Origin of the sequence: Aquimarina sp. I32.4 (assembly GCF_002924285.1) — a bacterium.
Lineage (GTDB): Bacteria > Bacteroidota > Bacteroidia > Flavobacteriales > Flavobacteriaceae > Aquimarina.
In genome coordinates, this window is record NZ_PGUB01000095.1 from 1 (window position 1) to 17,072 (window position 17,072).

The following is a 17,072-nucleotide window of genomic DNA, read 5'->3' on the forward strand; positions in this document are numbered from 1 at the left end:
GAAGATGTAACGGTACAAGCACAGCGTAATATTAATACCGCCTCACAAGGTGATACCGCAATTCTAGCAGAAGGTACTGCTACAGTACAAGCCACAGGAGATACTACCATTGGCAGTAATGCAAATCTGAATGTTACCGCACGGGCAGATACCCGTATTAGTGGTCAAAACATACAGTCTGAGGCATCAGCAAACGCTGAGTTTACAGGAGGTCAAACCACTGTATCAGGAGGAACAACAGAGGTAAAAGGAGGCGCAAACAAAATAGAGTTAACCTAACTAGCAGTATCATGGCAAAAAAACCAATAGCCGTAGTAGGCAGTATGCATACATGCCCTATGTATAACGGTAGTACTCCTCATGTAGGCGGGCCAATTACCACATCGGGCGCGCCAGGTGTAACGATCAATGGGCAGGCAATCGCCCTGCAAGGGGATAAATGTGCATGTACAGGAGCAATAGATACTATTGTACAAGGTAGTAGTGGGGTGTTTGTAAACGGTATTCCCATTGCTACAGTAGGCTGTAAAACTGCACATGGCGGGGAGATCACTACAGGAATCGCGGGGGTAACAATTAGTAAAATCACTCCCGATATACCCACCAATGTAACCCTACCGCCATCACAAATACCAACATCACAAATACCAACATCACAAATTACTCTTACCAATCGATTACTAGGTAATACCACAGAAGCACAGGCAAATCAAGAAGCATTACGAGAACCCGAAGAAGGAGAACCAAGAGTATATAACCCTAGATGGATTAATGACCAAGTGATAAGAAGAAACTCACGCCAGATACGCCAGATTACCCTTGTGGCAGATGTATATAATATCCCCGATGGGCAAACAGCGACGTTCTCTTTTGATATACCAGAGGTTTTTGATAGACCAGAAGAAAGCGTAACCCTATCAGGAGAGGTACAAAACAAACAAGTAGAAATCATTTGGGAGATAGAAGATTTAGAAGATTCTAATACACTATAGTTATGGCACAGATAAATTCATTACAAGAATACCAAAGCCCTGCCATTGATGAAGTATTGGTGAGTATACGGTTCAAAGTAAATTGCGGGGGCGCACCAGAGGTAGAAAGCCCCCCATTAGATATTTTGGCATCGGGGTTACGACTCCACTTTTTTAGACGAGGGTTGTTTCTCAAAGAACCAGAAGAAGGTAAAGAGCATTTGGTGATCTATGCCCCCGATAAAGAGGCAGACCATGATTGTGATCTGACCTATAAAGAACCGTATGTATTTCACCAGATCAATCTAGATGATGCTATTGTGGGAGCAGAACTCGATCCACCAGAAGGAGCGTCTACACCAGAGCAGTATCATTACTACCGTACCGCTATAAGAGAAGGATATATCTATATTTTTGATGAAGCCAATAGAGATTTTCACAAAGAATACAAGGTAGATACTCATGGTAATCTTACAAATATCACATGGGATCATCCTACAAACAAAAAAGATGGGGAGTATCAAGATATTAGACGGTCTACCCCAAGAGATATAAAACGTCGTACCAGCTATCATCTTGTAAAACAAAAAGGAACACAACTTAGGGTTTGTTTTAGCCCTGTACAATGGTCTGTAGCCTATCATAAAAAGATACGTACCAGTGATGCACTACGAGCTACAAAAATGCAATTGGTAGATTGTAGTGGGATTCCTAAAAATGCAGACAACTGTTTAGAGGATATCTACCCTTGCAAAGATGTCTTGGCATACTTTAATCACGATCAACATAGAGAAGCGATGTGGTTGAACGGAAAGCTTATTGATATTACAAATGATGAAGCCCAACAACAAGATGAGATCTATGAGGATATGTTTGTTACTCTGGATGATCCTTTTGGTTGTGCAGATACTATTTGTAAGGGTGTCGAGAAAGAGATTAATCATTTACAGACATTAATGATTTCTTGTCAGACAGGAATGTCACTAGAAGATATTACTACACAAATTCAATGTGAAGGAACTCTTGTTATTGAGGACACACCTACCAATAGACAACTTCATCATATGCACCTATTAGCAATAGGAACGTATAAATTTATTTTTGATAACCCCGAGGTAGCTACAAAATATAGAGGATATGAGGCAGAATCAACAGCTAATAAGATTGTAAAATATACCCCAACAGGATTGATAGATAGAGCTGTAGGTAAAATACTAAACAAAGAACATGGTTATGGGCAATCAGGAGCGAGTCGTAAAAAACTAGAAAAAATACTGGCGGTAAAAGAGCGAGCGCAACAACGTTCTATTATCAATTCTTATCGGGATGATCTAGGCAATTTTATGAATTCAGATTATTATCAAGATGTATACGATGATTACCTAGAAGCACTAGAGGATTTTATAGAAGATGGTAAAGGGATTGCCATACATCATAAGTATATACTCTCTATGTACCCAAATCAGTTTGATAGAACATTGGATTTGGATAATGTATATAAGATAAAAGAAGATATCTGGATGCAGAATATCGCAAAAACGCTAGAACCTAATCCTGATGTTTTCAAAAAATCTACCGCAGTATTAGATAAAAAATTATGTTGGTTAAATATTGTGAGTCTAAGTCTGACTAAAAAGACAACCACCACAATGGGTAAAATCTTCAAAGCATATGCCCACCATGGGGATCTGTTTGATGGTAAAATGAATTTTAAACTCAATAACAAGGTATGTTATCTTTTTAGGGATCATCAAACAAGGGATGCCGTTATGAAATTTGAGAAAGCCAACCTCAAAGAATTTATGGCATACCACAAAAAAGAAATTGATTTTGGAGCGGTAGGAAATTCTCATAAGCATATCAAAGAGTACAAAATACGAATGCACAAACGCTATGGTAATCTCCCTAAAAAAACAGCACAACAGCTTATCGATGATGGTAAGGTACATATCAACCTAAAAAATGTACCCAAAAAACATACAGCCGCAGTAAAGGAATTTGTAAATAGTTCAGGTTTTGCTACCGTAGTGCTTACTTTTGAGATATTAAGCCTTGCAGAAGCGGTAAAAGAATACCAGAAAAAAGATAGTGAATTAAACAAATATCTCGCAATTGGGGCGGGTATCAAGCTAGCCGCCGCAATTGTTACTTTGAGCAAAAATACGGGGTTAGAAGAACAAGTTGGTAGAAAACTTGCTAAACGAGAGGTTAAGAAATTAGGAAATGAATTAATGGAGGAAGCTATAGCCAAATCATTAAGAGAATATAGTATTGCTTCTAATGCTTTAAAAGTTGTAGGCTCATCAATTACAGTCATAACTGCGATAAAAGATGCATATATAACGGGGTCTTATCGGGATTATGATGCTATGGCGGTTTATGCTACTGCTGGTGCAGTAGGGTCAGTTTTTGTGATCGCTGATATTTCGTTATACTTTGGTACAGGGGCATTGGCTCTAGGGTTCTGGCCAGCCGCTATTTTGGGCGGGGTATTAATTGGTTTATATGCCATTGCAAAGCTACTAGAAGACTCAGAGATGGAGGCTTATTTTAAAAATTACCCTTTGAGTGATTATGCAGTAATGCCTACAGCATTAGAAAAACCACACCAATACATGCACAGATTATACAAGGCAGTAGATCGTGCCGTAGAGCCTTCTAATTTTGAATCAATAAGTGAACCTAGATATATAAAATATCGCAATTTTGAGACTGCATATATTGGGTTTATGGATATGCTAGCCCCAAATACAATTGCTATCGGGCCTAGATATGATATGGGTACTACATTGACCTATGATAGTGACCTACATGCACATCGGTTTAGAGCCTATGTACAATTTTTTCAATATTTTGAGGATTCAGATCAGTTAGATATCAAGATATGGTTTTATCCTAATGGTATTAGCGATCATAACAATCGGTTAGAAATTACCTTAATGACTTTTGATTTTGAAACAAACCGCCAGTTTCTTACAGAAAACCAGCCCTCTCGTTGTTATGTAGATTTTACATTACCTAGCGGGTATAGACATAATCGTTTTGGCAAGATGTTATACCCAAAAGGAGAAATATTGTTTTTATGCAGACTCAAAACAAATGACAACAGATATATCCCACTAGAGCAGAATAATGAGCCTCGATATTATTATAATATGGCACGTGTATATAATCAAATAGATTTGAGGACACCAAGAACTTATTATGATTTTGATGCTATAAACCTGTTTATGTTGGGAGTTCGTAATCTGCGTACCGCCAGAATCAAAAACACAGAGCCAGAAGATGCAGAGCGTGTAATACGGCTAAAAGATGTACCTTTATTGCAGTCTTATCCTTTAACCTAGATTAACATAAATAATTAAACAGATTATGAGTGTATTTAAAGAGCACCTTATCATGACAAAGCCCAATGAGATGGCTACTATCTTAATGGATATGAAATATGTAGAAGAAGCAAATGACGAAATTTATATAGAATCAATTAATGGAATTAGAGGATATTTATGGGTAGGGATTCTACTAATAGGAGCAGGTATATTTATAGGATATCCTTTTGAAGTTAGAATGCTATCAGATGGAGCTATTATTCTTATACTTCTCCCTTTGATTCCTGGTTTATTTTTAACAGCCTATGGCCTTTTTGGGAATAAAAGACACCAGAAAATTATATTAGACCGTAAAAATGGTATGATTACTTACCCTGATACATTTTTTAGAAAACCACTTACAGGTAAATTCAAAGACCTTAAAGTAGTTTTTTCTGTTACAGGAGGAGATGGATATTCTAGTTCAGAGGATTTAAAATTTATCAATACGTTTCGTCCTCGCTTTATCGCTGGTAATAAAACTATTGCTTACGGTAAACCTGATGTTACATGGAGTTTTTATGTATGGTATATGGATAAAAACAGACCGTTACCTCTAGGCGATATTTTTGACCCATATAGGGATAAAGATTTTGAACGTCGCAAGGCAGAAGGATTCCCACCACCTTTATATCCTAGTGCTATACCCACACCAGAAGCCACACCAGAACAACAAAAAGAACGCGAACGATACTGGGAAGAAAGGTAAAAGAGTAATGAATATCGATATTTTCTCAATACTAAAAAATTAAGCCCTTATTTGAAGAATTGAAGGAACAGTCTCAGATAAGTTTTGAATCTATATTAATTATTCAGAATTTATAAACCTATTAAGGAATATTAAAGAAGTATAGTAGTGTTTCGTTTAAAACTGCTGATTTTTAATACTATATTTATGAACGTAGCACTATGATTAAATAAAAAATAAATTATGAAAACTATAAGAATAATAGAAAGAATATCTTGGGCAATAATAGCATCTTTAATTTGTGTCTATTTTATTGGTTATGCCGTGAGGTATATGTTTAATTAAAAAAATGAATTATGAAAACAAAAATCAATATTTTAAGCGATTTATCCAAGTTAATCAATAGACTAAGTGATTTAGAATTAGTATTGGTTATATTGTCAATTGCTATGGGATTTATGTACATTGCTTGGGAACTTGGTAGAGCATATGCAAGAATGTAAAAATAAATTGATGGTTCGGGCTTAATTCTAAATCAAATTGTGATGCCCTGAATAATCGTTACAAAATTAAACATAATCAAAGGTAGTACTCTTAAGTTACTACCTTTTGTTTTTGTAATTTTTCCTTTTTTTAGTTGATCTTATTGATGCTCTTGATTACAGCTTAACATTGAATACTATCTACAGAAATACCAACAAAATTCAATTTGCTCTTTACGTTTTTTAAAGAGTTTTTTTATAACAACACTTCTCTTTTTTTCAATTCTTTTTTTACGTCTCAAAAAATGAGACAGGCAATTTATAATATTACCTCATCAAAGAATATCAACACTCTTTGAATAGTATTGCAACAACATACACAGCATATTTTATGGTTTGACGAAATCATGAGTATACTATTAAAAATTATTAATTGTTAAAAAATTACATCATGAAAAATCAAGTACTGAATCAGTATAAACCACTACTCCAAAAAGAAATGATCCTTATCAACGGGGGTTGCGGGGGAGAGGATATCTCATGCCCAATATCTCAAGTTTTAGAGGCATTAAAATATATAAGAATAATGTAACTCCTATTTAAAAAATTATACCAAAATGAAAATATTAAAAATAATTCAGGTTGAACACCTAACTCAAAAAGAGGTTATTGAAATTCAAGGAGGAGTTTTACTTTCTGCAAGTGCAATCAATTCTACTCCTGGAATATCTGATGGAGATAACCCCTTCAACAAAGACTGGGGATGGATTGGTAGTGGTCCTGGTGGGCAAGGTATCAATCTATAAAAGTCTGATAAATTGATGTAAACATTCCTTTATAGATTATAGAGGAATGTTTATCATAAACTATATTTAATGAGAAAACAACATCTTTTGATGCTAAAGGTTCTAAAACATTTTGCAGGATTAAATAAGCTAGATGCTTTTGATCTTTTACAAAAAATGGAGGTAACGCTGTTTTATACAACAAACCCCATTACAGTAAAGAACATAAAACAAGTTCTTTCTACAAATAATGAAAAAATAGGCTGGATAGACCCTTTTCATTTTACATTTTTACCCAATGGTAATCTATGCGAATTTGTAGGATCAAATAAGTGGATACAAATCTATAAAGAAAAAAATAGGGTTCTACCTGATTGGGAAATATTCAATAGATACTACTATAAAACTGCATATGCTCCTATAGATTTATTAAAACTAAACAGAAAAAATCTATTAGAGAGTATTGAAGGAAAAACACAGGAAACAAATGTTAAAGAATTCCTGACACAATATCGAATTACCCAAAAAGACAATATCTATAATCGTTTATTACTATTGGATATTTAAGAGTCTCTTTTCTTCTTTTTTGTGTAGTGATTGATCGTTTTATACATCATATACATACATATCCCAGAGGTAACAGCTATCAAAACATTTTTATATAATTGATTACGGCCTATTAATGTATTACAGTGATTTTGATAATAGCTTAATTCTTTAGGAATATCCTGTGCAAGGTCTAATTCAAAACAGTTAATAAATTTTTGGTTCATGTTTTTTATATTTTTAATGAGTGGTCTATACTACATAACCACCTATTCTGTTGGAGTCTTGATGATTTTAAACTTTTCATCTTCTGTTCGGCAATATGCATATTCATAAATACAGCTCCATTTGATACCTTGATGGTCGAGAATGGTATGGGTATTACATCCAAAATTAAAGCCTGCCCCCAAAAGAAAATCATGGCTTCTGGTGACTTCTTTTTGATCTCCTAATAAAAATCCCATAATAGAACGATTCTTATCCAGAATACGATCTAAATGCGCCTTTGCCTGTCTTTTTCTTCGTGCCTTTAAATTGTTGAATTCTATCTGGTTTTCACGTGTGGCAAACTTTTGATTGCTACGCTTCTTGGTAAAGGTTTCTTGTGTCAAAGGGTCGATTCCTGTAATTTCCATAAGCTCTATTTTAAAACCAAGATACAGCTTAAAATCTATTGTAAGCCTCTATATTTAATAGCTTTACAGTATATAACGTATTATAACCTAACATAACATAGAGACTATATATTTTGGCATATCTCATAGCATCTATGATGTAAGAAGGCTTGTAAAATATCTATGACAATCTAAAATGATGTAGATTAATTTGTTTTTATATACCACACCGCAAACACTAGAAAGCAGGTAGTATTATATATATAATACTACCTGCTTTCTAGTGTTTGTAACTACCCTATCAAAATGTTATGAGGATACCATTTTTGAGGTAGGGTTTTTAATTTGTTGTAAGCTATAAAATACCTCTCTTCCTTTTTGGGTTTTTGTCAATGAACAAGGAGTAGAATTTGCATCAAGGATTTCATAATAATTCTCTGACAACTCTTTTAGCCGTTCTCTTATAGTACGGCTTCCACAAGAGAAGCTACTGCACAACTCTGCAATCAGTACTTTGCCAGATACGACTCCTGTAATATAGGAAGATAGAAATTCTATGATTTCTCCAAGGTTTCCCTTTTTATTTTGAACATATTGCATCTGTTTTGTTTGTTGGCAATCTGCCAGAATCAATCTTTTTGTTTCCTCACAAAATTCCATAGTGGCAGGCAAAGGTCTTTTTCCATTTCTGTTTTTAGGAAAATGCAAAATAATCATATCTGATGGTTCTGGTTGCTTTTCATTCTCAAAAGCGGTTCTAAAGGTAAAAGTAGATTTATTCTGAATCTCACTGCCTAAGTGTCCTCTGGGTTTCCTCTCGACAGATGTAGGGTTCTCATGAATCACTGCTATAAAAGTAACTAGCTTTTGATTGATATGTGCATTGATCATGTCAATAAATAATAAACTGTCTTGCGTATTATTAAAATCCATCACACAATCTGATACCACATCTAATACTACAATGAGATGCTGGGTATCTTCTAATTCAGTTTGCACATCATCTATAAATTCACATAACGCTTTAAAGCGTTCTGCTCTTGAGATATTCACTAAAGAGGTATAAGAGAAATTTGCTGGTTTTTCCATTATGGAATATCCCGCATCTAATTGAATTTGTTGTAACGCTTTTGGAAACTGATACGCGAGGTTACGCTCGGTATCGATATAACATACATGACAAGCAATATCAGGATTACGATCAAATCCCAGAAGTTCATTATAGCATCCTTCTTTTTTTAACAATACACTGCAAAGCGTTTGCGCCAGTCTGCTTTTATGCGTTCCTGATTTTCCTTGAATTACATGTACACTTTGAAGAAATACAACACCTTCTTCTTGGTAAGTGATTAATGATGGTATTTCCTTTATTTCTGAAGCAATGGCCTTGCGCAATTGTAGCTGTAACTCTTGCAATTGAGAAAGGTGTTTGCTTGCTACTTTTTTCTTCTTCTCTGATGGTGGAAAAATTTGGATGCTATCGTTGGAAAATGTGTTTCCAAGTTTAAAAAAATCAGAAATATCTTTTCCTTCTTTTGCAAACAATTGCGGTAGAATCGCTCTGTGTAACTGAAATTTATCTGCTATTTTCTTAGATTGTGCTATTCCTATTTTATCCATATCATAAAGCACAATAATTCTTGCAAATCGTTCTTTGAGTTCTCGTATCAAACCAGCGTATGGAAGCGAAGTCTCGCTATTAAAACATATAGCATAGTATCCTTTGGCAGATAAGCTCATTACATCTTTTTCTCCGCCTGTAATAAATAACTGTTTGCCAGATTTTGGTAATTGAGAAAAGCCGAAAGTATAATATTCTGGCTTATCACCTATCCAAGAGAATTTAAACTTTTTAGAGAAAGGCTGATACAATTTGTAACAATCATTGGCAACCTGGTAGGCAAAAGTAGGGTTGTGCATAGTAGAATGAATATGGAAGGCTTCCTTGTTTTCCTTATAGCGAGTTACTTTTGATACAGAAAACACTCTAAAATGCTTCAGGTGTGCTGGAAGAATACCATAAGATTTCCAGTAAGCAGCATTTTTCTCATTCCAAGAGGAATGAAATTCAAGTGCTGGTGGTTTTTTACCAAGTGAAGATCCTAGCTCAAGATTAAAATCAAGATTGATCTGTTGCAATGCTTCTGGAAAATTGCATCCATTAAGCCTCATAATCAGATCAAAGACAGTTCCATCACAGCTATCATCTGCAAAATCTTTAAACCGCCATATCCCAGAAGAGGATTTATAGATATTAAAAGACGGTGTTTTTTGTTTGTCTGCTAAAAAGGGATTAGAAATAAGTTGTCCTTGTTTCAACTGCCCTTTGTTATGAAAAGGTTGTAAATAATAATTTAATAGTGTTTGTGAATCCGTTAGTTTGATAATATTTTCTTTATTTAGTATAGTATCTGTTTTCATCTTTTTTTATTGATTTAAGTACGTTTTTTGTAATTGATGTGCATCTATATCATATCGAGAAGAGTCATGTATCTTTGCTCCTCCCGATATGATCTATTCAGATTATAAAGATGCATTTAGGTCATAGCTCATATCTACCTCACACAAGTGTTCGATAAGGGCTATAGATTTCTCCTTATGATAATATGTCCTTTTATCAATCTTTACTGGTTTTAAGGGTAGTATTCCCGATTTTTTGAGCTGTGCTAGTTTTTGTCTAGATATGGGTGGGCTAAATAGCTTACCTATTTCACGAATACTTAAAAACACAGCATGGGGACTTGCTAATTCATTAGGGTTTCTCATCGCTTCGGGCTTTGTAAATAATCTTCTGCTTCTATAGTATCTGATATCAGGGGTTTGCCTTGATGAATCCAATCAATCAATGCTTTCTTAGAAAAAGTCAAAGGCTTACCTCTGGATAATACAGGTAACTCATACCTACTGATCTTTGAATACATAGTAGGTTTGGTGTAGCCAGTAAGCTCACATGCTTCTTTGATAAATATGATATCTTGATCTGGCTTGAGGTTCCTCTGTCTCTGATCTATCAACAATTCTTGAAACTGTTGTCTGATAATTCTTCTATTCAATTCGGTATACTCTCCAACTGTTAGAGTATATAATGGTTTTAATACATCACTCATTATTGTATTATTTTTTAGAATTAATAATGGGCATTGCGCAATGCTTTGTTTTGTTAGAATTCTGAGACTAAATAACAAAGGATATTAAGACAAAAACCAAGCATTAAACCATGCTTCACGGTATGCATGGTATCCGTTTTTTGAAAACAAGCACTATACGTATATCTATTAAAGGAATATGTGAAGAAAAAATATCAAACCATGCAACAGAAAAATCAAAAAGGATTTCTTATGCTCCAGAATTATATCAAGTTATCTGTTTTGGGTAGAAGATTATGGAAATCTGGAAAGTACCTTTCGGACTTTATATTCTGTATCAGGTTTTGGAACTGCATTACCTAGTCGTCTAGAGTTAAACTCTTTCTTATTTTTATCAATAAAACAATTCGTGGTAATTCTCCAAATACCAGAATATGGCTTTTCTATTTTAGATTTAGTAAACAAATACTGTATACATGCTTTTAGGTCTACCGCATTGGCTGTCCAATGGATTCTGTTTTCTGGTAGAATACACCCTCCACCAAAAATAGCTTTGAAGTGTATAAACAATGTATCTTTATGAATGTATTTGTTTTCTTTAAGCTTTTCGAAGATATCAACGAATTTCTGATTATGTTTTAAAAAATAATCAGGGTCAGTTTTAGATCCTATAAGAATATAAGAATTATCAGAGGATCTTTTGATTGTATTACTTGGTGGATTATTTTTATTGTTTTTTTCTTCACTAGATAATTTAGGTAGCTCTTTTATAGCTGTTAGTAAGCTTTTTATTTTTTTACGAACTTTTTTGTGGATAAAATCGTATTGTACTATCAAGTTTTCAAGAAACACCATTAGACTTACAGTATCCCAATTAAAATTTATCTCTAATTGATAGCCTATGAATGAATCCATTTTGAATACATCAAGATAATATTGATCAACTTTTAATGCAAAAAAGAAATGAAAATATTCAAAGCTTCTGTCTATCAAAATATTTTGACTGACATAATACAATTTACCTTTATAATCAAACCATCCTAATGTTATTAAATCTTTGAATCTCTTTTGTTCTCTATAAATATCCCGAAATTGTAGATAAACACTACCGTTCTGCTTTTTGTTTAAATGACTGTATCCATAAAAGACACATAGATCCATAGCATGGTTATACAGATCAATCATGTTTTCTCTCTGGGATATGACGTATTTAGTTTTTTCCTTTTGTTGCAAACCATATAAAAAAACCTCTTTTTCATGATTCCAGATATTGGATAGTTCTATGTTGTAATTGTCTAGATGGTTTATCTCCATAATCCTCAATGATATATCAATATTAAGAAAAAATTGAAAACCAAGAATCATTTAGCCGTATGAAAATATATTTTAATCCACCTTGTCAGTTTATTCGCTAATACTCACATCAAAATGATTAATTTTTTTTCTTTCTATTTCCTTATATACTTACTCTAAAGTTATTTACTTTTTCCTACAAATTATAATTTACATTATTTGTATTTTTACAAGTAGTCATTAAAGTGATTGTAAACTACAATTCTTAACATATGTACCTATTCTTTGACACAGAAACTACAGGGTTACCCAAAAACTGGAAAGCTCCAGTTACAGATCTTACTAATTGGCCAAGGATGATTCAAGTGGCTTGGATAATGAGTGATAAAAATGGAAACCGCTTAGATGCAGATGATTTTATTATTAAACCCGAAAATTTTATAATCCCAAAGGCAGCTTCCAATATTCATGGAATTTCTACAGAAAAGGCTATAACAGAAGGGGAATTATTAGAAAAAGTTTTGCTTCAATTTAGTAGTTTGGTAGAACAAGCAAATTGTATTGTAGCGCATAATATTAGTTTTGATGAAAAAATTCTAGGAGCAGAATTATTACGGAAAAAAGTAAATAGTAATTTTCAGTCAAAAAAGAAATTGTGCACCATGAAAGCTTCTACCAATTACTGCAAGATATCTGGCCATTATGGCTATAAATGGCCTACATTATCCGAATTGCATGTCAAATTATTTGGAGAAGATTTTGAAGGTGCTCATGATGCATCTGCAGATATCAATGCAACAGAAAAATGCTTTTGGGAGATGAAACAATTAGGTTGGATATAAATTAATTATCAAAAATTACTGAAATTAGAACAAATGAAAGTTATTGATTTTACAGAACAGCAGATCAAAGATTTTGTGGAACATAAACGCCCTAAAGACAAAGTAGTGCGTGATCAACTGGATATAGGCTATAAATATGATGGTAGGTCTCTCGAAATACAGGAAATCAGACCGCAATGGGACGATTCATCCATTATTCATCAATACCCAATTGCCAAAGCAACCTTTGTTAAGTCCAAAAAAATATGGAAATTATATTGGAAACGTGCCAGTGGTAAATGGGAACCTTATACACCTATGCCAGAAATCAAGTCTATACAAGAAGTGTTACAAGCCATAGGAGACGATACCCATCATTGTTTTTGGGGATAATTAACATACATTTAGTATAATGGGGCTTAAAGAACTTAAACAACAACTGATAAAACAAGATCAGAAACAGCTGATAAACCTACTATCAGAACTTTATAAAAATGTGCCAGCAGCCAAAGATTACTTAGATATCTATACCTCTGGAGATATAAATTTCTTAATCGAAAAACACAAAACAGAAATAGAAAAATATATCTATCCCAGAGGGCGAAATATGGTAACCAATGAAAAAGAAGCACGAAAAATGATTCGTACGCTACAGAAGATGAAAATACCCGAATTAACCATTGAGTTAAATCTTCATTATGTACATTGTTGCATTACCATGATAGAGGATTTTGGATATAGCGATGAATCCTATGAAATTGCCTTAGAAAAGCTTTTTTATCAAACTGTAGAACTCATTGATAGAGAAGGAATGTCTTCTCGATATGAGGATTTGATTAGTGATCTTATCCACCGTGGTAGGACATTCGGGATTCTAGAAGAGTATTGATACACTTTGACATGCCTATCATCTTTAAAATCACTTCTTCTTTTAGCCAGTCAAATGCTAGATTTTGATCGTATGTTATTTCTAGACGTAACAAAGCTTCCTATATTCCCAATAAATTCAACATCATTTTCTTTGACCTATATATTTTGTAGTAATTCTCTTTGTTAGGGAGACTTACTTACAGAAAAAGTTATATACTCAACAAAACATTTTATAATCTTGGCATAGTCACGGATAAAGATCAAAAAGGTCACGACCTTTGCTACGTTGATATAATACCATTTACATACAACTTTTAGGAATGACCCGAAAAAACAAAGAATAATAGCTAAAATTCTTTGTCAAAATAAATGATAACGTATGCAAATCATATGCACATTAAAAAAGGCTTCACGAGATAAAACTCTGTGAAGCCTTGTGTTTAAAGGTGGTCCCACTTGGGCTCGAACCAAGGACCCCCTGATTATGAGTCAGGTGCTCTAACCAGCTGAGCTATGGGACCTAAAACGGAGGGCAAATTTAAGGATTTGATACAAACGCACCAACATTTTTTTCTATTATTTTAAATCTTTTTTATAAAAAAGTAATCTCTCCTTAAAACAAATGTCACTTATTATTGCCACCTTTCTGATTCACAGGTTTTTCCTGACATAACTCGACTAAAACGCCATTAGTGCTTTTTGGGTGAATAAAAGCAACTAACTTATTATCTGCACCTGATTTTGGGGTTGTATTGATTAATTGAAATCCTTCTTTTTGCAATCGATCTAATTCTAATTCGATATCATCTACATCAAAAGCGATATGATGAATACCTTCTCCTTTCTTACTAATGAATTTACCTATCGGGCCATCCTCCTGAGTACTCGCCAATAACTCTATCTTACTATCTCCAACCTTAAAAAAAGAAGTGATTACCGACTCACTTTCTACAGCTTCTTGTTTATAAGGAGGAACTCCTAAAAGTTTCTCATATAGTGCATTTGCCTGATCAATGTCTTTTACAGCAATCCCTAAATGTTCTATTTTATTGATATGATTCATAATATACTTTTATCACTTTGTAACAAAAATACATATAAATTGTACTTTTGCACCATGGAAACAAACAGACAGAAAAAAATTGCAGGAGTATTACAACGTGATGTAGCAGATGTAATACAACTTGCATTACGTGAAGCAGGAATACAAGGGATACTGGTTTCTGTGACCAAAGTAAGTGTAACTACAGACCTCTCTATTGCCAAAGTATATATGAGTGTTTTTCCGCATAAGGAAGGAGAAAAAGTGTTGGAAGAAGTAAATGAAGTAAAATCACAAATAAAACATCAGGTTGCCCAACGCACCAAAAATCAATTGCGTCGTATGCCAGAGCTCTACTTTTTTATTGATGATTCTCTAGAATACATCTCTAATATAGAAAAGGCTGTAAAAGGAAAAGAAAATCCTATTGCAAATCCTGACCTTCTTGAAAAACGAAAAAAGAAATAAGTTTTTTGATTTTGTTTTGTTGATATAAATTTATCTTGACAGAAGAAAAGTATTTTCGTTTCTGATACCTTTATTACAAAATTAGAGTTCTATATATCAAATGATCCTTATACAATCGTGAATTTTTCGTACTACATCGCTAGGCGGTATTTATTTTCTCCAGGAAGCAGTAATGCTATTAATATCATTACAATTATTGCAGCTTCAGGTGTTGTAATTGGGGCTATGGCGTTGTTTTTAGTATTATCTGGTTTTGCAGGGCTCAAGGATTTTAGCCTACAGTTCTCTACTTACTTTGATCCTAACCTCAAGATTTTCCCTTCAGAAGGAAAAACATTTACATTTACAGAGGGTCAAAGAGCTAAACTTGCCAAATTAGATGGAGTTGCTCATTTTTCTGAAATTGTAGAGGAACGTGTTTTTCTAGATTTTAGAAACAAACAAAAAACCTCTTACATCAAGGGTGTTGATGCGAATTATCATAATGTCATACAAACCGATAGTATTCTAGTATATGGCGACTGGTTAAATAATAATGATTTTCAAGTAGTAGCAGGCAACGGAATCTGTAGAGAGCTCAGTATGGGAGTAGAGCAGACATATACCAACCTATTGAATATCTATGTACCAAAACCTGGAAAAGGAATTCCTAATGATCCATCAAAGGCATTCAGAACCGAAAAAGCGGTTAATATTGGGATTTATAGTGTAAATGAAGAGCTTGACAAAAAATATATATTTGCTACCATAGGACTGGCACGTAAATTACTAAACTTATCTCTTGATAAAGTAACACATATAGAGCTTAAATTATCTCCTCAAGCTAATGAAGAAGAATTGATTAAGAACCTACAGTCTCTCTTTGATCATACTATAATTATCAAAAATAGAGCACAACTTAATGACACCCTATACAAAATGCTAAACACTGAAAATCTGGTGTCCTATTTGATAATTACATTGATTGCTATTATCGCTCTTTTTAATGTTGCTGGGGCAATTATTATGATGATTATCGACAAAAAAAGTAATGTAAAAACGCTTTATAATGTGGGCTCTTCTTTGCCTGATATTAGGAAAATTTTTCTTTTTCAAGGATCATTGATGACCGTTTTGGGCGCTCTACTAGGTTTATTTTTAGGATTTGTAGTAATCGTTATGCAACAACAATTTGGATTATTGATGATCACTCCGTCACTTACGTATCCTACAAAAATTACAGCAATGAGTTTCATTGTAGTTTTCTTTACTATTACTATTATTGGTTTTGTAGCTTCTCTACTCGCTTCGAGTAGAATTAATCAAAAGCTAGTTCAGTAATAGTTTTGTAAATATTAAGCCGATTATTTTAATTCTTATAAGCTTTCTTACTATACCAAAAAAGTCCTGCTGATAGAATAATCAATCCTACTATTCCCAAAATCCAGTACAATGTGGTATTGTTTGTAAAAGGAATAGGGGCTGTGTCTCCTACCAAATAAAATCCTGCCCAATAAAAAGGAGCTGTTCTATTGATATTGGCAGTTGCCAGATATTGTAATTTGGCTTGTTGTAATGCCTTGCCCTTACTCATCCCCGATTTGAGGTTTTTATAAAAATACTGCATCAACTCTGGAGTTGTTTGATCAGAAACCTCCCAACTGGTTAGTAACAAACTCTTGGTGCCTGCATATTGAAATGCTGTTCCTAAACTCATAATACCTTCTCCCTTGGCAATCTTACCCGCCCCTGTATTACAAGCACTAAGTACCGTAAGCTCTGCAGGAATATTTATAGCAAATAGCTCATGACCATATAGATAGTTGTCTTCTATTGTATCTTTGTCTTTTGTAAAATAAAGCCTAGAATTCTCAGGGTGTTCGTTATCTACCTCTCCATGTAGTGCCAGATGAAGAATGTTGTACTGCCCTGCATTTTTCTTAAAGTTAGCTTCTATTGCTTGCGATCCATAATAGTATTGCCCATCAATAATCTCTGATATAGCCCTGATCTCTCTGCGAGTCCCTGGTAAGTCATCTCCTCTAGCTCTCAAGGTAGC

The 17,072-nt window shown here is 33.9% G+C and carries 21 protein-coding genes and 1 tRNA gene; 13 read left to right on the forward strand and 9 right to left on the reverse strand.

All coding sequences use genetic code 11. The features are described from left to right. From CVD18_RS22710 to CVD18_RS17555, 8 genes are all read left to right on the forward strand, one after another. Positions 1–279, forward strand: a 279-nt coding sequence (locus CVD18_RS22710) for a hypothetical protein (protein WP_158250490.1), incomplete at its 5' end; no start/stop codon positions are given. A gap of 11 nt (positions 280–290) precedes the next feature. Further along, positions 291–992: a PAAR domain-containing protein gene (locus CVD18_RS17535; RefSeq protein ID WP_103866717.1), complete on the forward strand. Its 702-nt coding sequence runs from the start codon at positions 291–293 to the stop codon at positions 990–992. 2 nt (positions 993–994) lie between these two features. After that, the gene (locus CVD18_RS17540; RefSeq protein ID WP_103866718.1) at positions 995–4,318 is read left to right on the forward strand and encodes a toxin VasX; all 3,324 of its coding nucleotides are present in this window, start codon (positions 995–997) and stop codon (positions 4,316–4,318) included. Between the two features lie 25 nt (positions 4,319–4,343). Next, positions 4,344–5,048, forward strand: a complete 705-nt coding sequence (locus tag CVD18_RS17545; protein ID WP_103866719.1) for a hypothetical protein — start codon at positions 4,344–4,346, stop codon at positions 5,046–5,048. Between the two features lie 335 nt (positions 5,049–5,383). Then, positions 5,384–5,530, forward strand: coding sequence for a hypothetical protein (locus tag CVD18_RS22715; protein WP_158250491.1), 147 nt, complete (start codon positions 5,384–5,386; stop codon positions 5,528–5,530). A gap of 430 nt (positions 5,531–5,960) precedes the next feature. Further along, entirely contained in the window at positions 5,961–6,101 is a 141-nt protein-coding gene (locus CVD18_RS22720; protein WP_158250492.1) for a hypothetical protein, read from the forward strand. 25 nt (positions 6,102–6,126) lie between these two features. Beyond that, on the forward strand, positions 6,127–6,315 hold the full coding sequence (locus tag CVD18_RS17550) for a hypothetical protein (protein ID WP_103866720.1): 189 nt from the start codon (positions 6,127–6,129) through the stop codon (positions 6,313–6,315). Positions 6,316–6,384: 69 nt separating this feature from the next. Beyond that, the gene (locus CVD18_RS17555) at positions 6,385–6,861 is read left to right on the forward strand and encodes a hypothetical protein (RefSeq protein WP_103866721.1); all 477 of its coding nucleotides are present in this window, start codon (positions 6,385–6,387) and stop codon (positions 6,859–6,861) included. On the opposite strand, the gene CVD18_RS17560 is transcribed toward CVD18_RS17555, so the two are convergent. From CVD18_RS17560 to CVD18_RS17585, 6 genes are all read right to left on the reverse strand, one after another. Then, positions 6,858–7,067: a hypothetical protein gene (locus CVD18_RS17560; protein ID WP_103866722.1), complete on the reverse strand. Its 210-nt coding sequence runs from the start codon at positions 7,065–7,067 to the stop codon at positions 6,858–6,860. The genes CVD18_RS17555 and CVD18_RS17560 overlap by 4 nt on opposite strands. A 42-nt stretch (positions 7,068–7,109) precedes the next feature. Further along, positions 7,110–7,475, reverse strand: coding sequence for a hypothetical protein (locus CVD18_RS17565; RefSeq protein ID WP_103866723.1), 366 nt, complete (start codon positions 7,473–7,475; stop codon positions 7,110–7,112). Positions 7,476–7,763: 288 nt separating this feature from the next. Further along, positions 7,764–9,875, reverse strand: a complete 2,112-nt coding sequence (locus CVD18_RS17570) for a toprim domain-containing protein (protein WP_103866724.1) — start codon at positions 9,873–9,875, stop codon at positions 7,764–7,766. A gap of 102 nt (positions 9,876–9,977) precedes the next feature. Further along, on the reverse strand, positions 9,978–10,220 hold the full coding sequence (locus CVD18_RS17575) for a hypothetical protein (protein ID WP_103866725.1): 243 nt from the start codon (positions 10,218–10,220) through the stop codon (positions 9,978–9,980). Beyond that, positions 10,217–10,561, reverse strand: a complete 345-nt coding sequence (locus tag CVD18_RS17580; RefSeq protein WP_103866726.1) for a helix-turn-helix domain-containing protein — start codon at positions 10,559–10,561, stop codon at positions 10,217–10,219. The genes CVD18_RS17575 and CVD18_RS17580 overlap by 4 nt, the downstream gene beginning before the upstream one ends. A gap of 273 nt (positions 10,562–10,834) precedes the next feature. Then, complete coding sequence (locus CVD18_RS17585; protein ID WP_146052831.1) at positions 10,835–11,854, reverse strand: hypothetical protein; 1,020 nt, start codon at positions 11,852–11,854, stop codon at positions 10,835–10,837. 251 nt (positions 11,855–12,105) lie between these two features. Between CVD18_RS17585 and CVD18_RS17590 the strand changes: the two genes are divergently transcribed. From CVD18_RS17590 to CVD18_RS17600, 3 genes are read left to right on the forward strand one after another with little or no spacing between them, the layout of a single operon-like run. Beyond that, positions 12,106–12,675: a 3'-5' exonuclease gene (locus CVD18_RS17590; RefSeq protein ID WP_103866728.1), complete on the forward strand. Its 570-nt coding sequence runs from the start codon at positions 12,106–12,108 to the stop codon at positions 12,673–12,675. A 33-nt stretch (positions 12,676–12,708) separates the two neighbouring features. Next, a complete protein-coding gene (locus tag CVD18_RS17595; RefSeq protein ID WP_103866729.1) occupies positions 12,709–13,047 on the forward strand; it encodes a DUF3024 domain-containing protein in 339 nt (112 codons plus the stop codon). Between the two features lie 19 nt (positions 13,048–13,066). Beyond that, on the forward strand, positions 13,067–13,543 hold the full coding sequence (locus tag CVD18_RS17600) for a hypothetical protein (protein ID WP_103866730.1): 477 nt from the start codon (positions 13,067–13,069) through the stop codon (positions 13,541–13,543). 428 nt (positions 13,544–13,971) lie between these two features. On the opposite strand, the gene CVD18_RS17605 is transcribed toward CVD18_RS17600, so the two are convergent. After that, a tRNA-Ile gene (locus CVD18_RS17605) sits at positions 13,972–14,045 on the reverse strand. A gap of 104 nt (positions 14,046–14,149) precedes the next feature. Beyond that, a complete protein-coding gene (gene mce / locus CVD18_RS17610) occupies positions 14,150–14,578 on the reverse strand; it encodes a methylmalonyl-CoA epimerase (protein WP_199185102.1) in 429 nt (142 codons plus the stop codon). 63 nt (positions 14,579–14,641) lie between these two features. On the opposite strand from mce, the gene rbfA reads away from it, so the two are divergent. Together rbfA and CVD18_RS17620 are read left to right on the forward strand one after the other, a co-directional pair. Then, positions 14,642–15,034, forward strand: a complete 393-nt coding sequence (rbfA, locus tag CVD18_RS17615) for a 30S ribosome-binding factor RbfA (RefSeq protein ID WP_103866732.1) — start codon at positions 14,642–14,644, stop codon at positions 15,032–15,034. 117 nt (positions 15,035–15,151) lie between these two features. Further along, positions 15,152–16,354: an ABC transporter permease gene (locus tag CVD18_RS17620; protein ID WP_103866733.1), complete on the forward strand. Its 1,203-nt coding sequence runs from the start codon at positions 15,152–15,154 to the stop codon at positions 16,352–16,354. A gap of 28 nt (positions 16,355–16,382) precedes the next feature. On the opposite strand, the gene CVD18_RS17625 is transcribed toward CVD18_RS17620, so the two are convergent. Further along, positions 16,383–17,072: CHAT domain-containing protein (locus CVD18_RS17625; RefSeq protein ID WP_146052832.1), on the reverse strand; the 690-nt coding region annotated here is incomplete at its 5' end.